Here is a 2421-nt window from a genome sequence, read left to right on the forward strand (position 1 = left end):
CTTTTGCGCACCTCGGCAGCAGCCTTGATCGGTGCCTCCGCCACAGGCGTGGGCATCGTATTGTTCATCGTCGGTGTAGCCTGGGCCCTCTATGCGGCCAGCCTGGAGCACGACGAGAATGAGAAATTTCTCGACCGCAGCTTCTTCGGCAGGCACAAGAACACCGAAGGCCGTTTCTGAGGCACCCAGATGGACAATCCGGACGCATGGGGCGCGCACGGCCTGGACGATGAACTGCTGGCGACGGGCGTGCTGGCCATTGAGCGCGAGATCAACGACCGCAAGTACCAGGCCGTTCGGCTGGTGTTCGCGTTGCACAACAAAGGCGAGAACGACCCCATCGCCCAGGCCGAAGTGTGGAAAGCAGGTTGAATACCGAGACCCGAAACGTTCAGACCGGAGTGCAGGCCGAGGTTGGTCTGTCGCCGCCCAACTCGCAGGCGGTGCTGCTGCTGCCGCTGCCAAGCGAGCCAGCCGGGAAGGTGGCCCGCACCTGGGATGGTGTGATGCGGGTGTATCCGAATGCGCTGGCGTTCGTGGATCAAATGGGCGCGATGCGTGGCCACCTTAGTTCCTTCGGAATTCTAGGTGCGTTGTTGTTGCCCTGGGTTTTCATTTCTGCTTTCTCCGTTGGGTACTGGTTCTTAGGGGTGATTAATCTTTTTGTTTTCTTTGTTTGTTTGGTTTTTATTCAGGTCGACTGGGTCGGCTTCCGCTACGCCCCCGTGTTGGTCAATCGTGCCCTGGGCAAGGTCTGCGTCTTCGTGGACAAGGGCCTGCCGTGGTGGCAATGGGGGTGGAAGCTGTGGGGTCGCACGCGGTTCGAGGTGCGGAGCTACGACTGGTCGTGCGTGCGGGGGGAGGTGGTGCAGTACACGATTTTCACCGGGCAGGTGCCGCGGCGTGAATCGGGACTGGTGTTCGCGGTGACGGACGCGCCGGGCAGTGCGACGGTGTTGCAGCGGTTCGGGGTGGGGCCGAGCATCGGCTACGGCGATCTGGAATCGCCGGTGGAGCGTTGGGAACACATCCGCCGCTTCATGCAGGGCGAAGGTCCGGCATGGACGGTGTACGACCGCCTGTACGAGGACTTCGGCGTGGGTTTTTGGGAATCGTTCTGGCTGTTCCAGCCGCTGTTCGGTCCAGGCAGCGAGGAGAACCGGCGCCACGGCCCAGGGATGTGGCTGCTCGGGATCGCCGCACTGCCGTTCCTGCCGCTGACGGCCTACATGGGGCTGGTGCGCTACCTGAGCTTCCGGATGAAGCGCGAGCCGGCATGGTCGCCGGAGGTGCAGGCCAGCCTGGGCGGCCCACCGCTAACCGATGCGCAGCTGCAGGACATTGCGTTGAAGGAAGGCTGAGCAGGACGGATCCTTGGCACGCGATCCACGCGCATATTCGGCGAGCGCTTTCAGACAACGCATGCTCTTGTGTCAGTTGGGACTATCGCAGTCTTGGCCTGCGGCCTTCGTCGGTGGACGGCGAGCCGCACGGGCAGGTCTCGCCGCTGGATGGGATACGTTCGTGGGTGAGCTGCTGGGACAGGGACGCTTGGCGGAATTGCACCAACTCAAGACCGCACCGACCCCGGGGTTCTATACCGTCCCCAACCGGGCGTTCGCGTACCGGATGCAAAATGGAACGCATGTGGCGTGGATGGAAAACCCCTGGTGGCAACAGGGCGACACGCGCATGGCGTAAGCCGAGGGATCATTCCCGTTAAACGGGATAGTGGTTATTTCCAGCGGGGTGCGTTGACCACGCAGCGGAAAGCGACGGTCCTTACGACGCCGTCCGACTGGCGCTTGTCGTTGATGTTGTCGTCATCGTCATCGTAGAGTTCATAGTCCTTCCCCCACCCAAAGCGGTCCAGGACGGTCCAGCTGCCGGTGGCACTGGCTCGTACGACCTTCTCGGTACCGCTCGCAGGGCCAGTGGGATTGTGCACCGGGTGCTTGGGCGTCGGGTTGGGATAGCGTGCATACCAGTCGTTGACCCATTCCTTGCCGAAGGCGATGAAGTCGTACAGTCCCGCTGGATTGGGGCCGTAAACACCACTCGGACGGTTCGATGTTTCGTTGGCGCCGGCGCGCTCGGCGGCAATTCTCGCCATGTCATGTTCAAGAGCTGCCGGGTCCACCTTGTCCGCGCGCGGGTTGGCGATACCGAAGGCGTAGGGCTTGCCGCCGGAGCGGGCGGTGTACTCCCATTGCGCCTCGGTGGGCAGGGCAAACGGCTGGCCGGAGATATCCGCCAGCCATGCGCAGTAGTCATGTGCCTGCTGCCAAGTGACCTGTGCGTTGTAGCCCGGGTAACGGCTCTCCACAGAGTGGTATTCAATATGGGAGGTTTCACCGCCGTGAGTTACATCAGCAGAGATCAAATCGGTGCCGATCAACGATAGCTCACGATGTCGGGTGT

4 protein-coding genes are annotated in these 2421 nt (G+C 62.2%); 3 read left to right on the forward strand and 1 reads right to left on the reverse strand.

Features of this window, described 5'->3' with window-relative positions:
* From ACW7G5_RS14705 to ACW7G5_RS14715, 3 genes are all read left to right on the forward strand, one after another.
* Nucleotides 1-180: hypothetical protein (locus ACW7G5_RS14705; protein ID WP_457005753.1), on the forward strand; the 180-nt coding region annotated here is incomplete at its 5' end.
* 9 nt (nucleotides 181-189) lie between these two features.
* Nucleotides 190-372 carry a hypothetical protein gene (locus ACW7G5_RS14710; RefSeq protein ID WP_457005755.1) on the forward strand — a complete coding sequence of 61 codons (183 nt, stop codon included), beginning with the start codon at nucleotides 190-192 and terminating at the stop codon, nucleotides 370-372.
* On the forward strand, nucleotides 369-1361 hold the full coding sequence (locus ACW7G5_RS14715) for a DUF6708 domain-containing protein (protein ID WP_457005756.1): 993 nt from the start codon (nucleotides 369-371) through the stop codon (nucleotides 1359-1361). Before ACW7G5_RS14710 ends, ACW7G5_RS14715 begins: the two co-directional genes overlap by 4 nt.
* Nucleotides 1362-1735: 374 nt before the next feature.
* On the opposite strand, the gene ACW7G5_RS14720 is transcribed toward ACW7G5_RS14715, so the two are convergent.
* Nucleotides 1736-2421, reverse strand: a 686-nt coding sequence (locus ACW7G5_RS14720) for a formylglycine-generating enzyme family protein (protein WP_457005758.1), incomplete at its 5' end; no start/stop codon positions are given.

The sequence above is a fragment of the Luteimonas sp. A501 genome (assembly GCF_054052085.1).

Coding starts and splice junctions, on each gene's coding strand:
- ACW7G5_RS14710 (WP_457005755.1), top strand. CDS start 190: ATGGACAATCCGGACGCATGGGGCGCGCACGGCCTGGACGATGAACTG.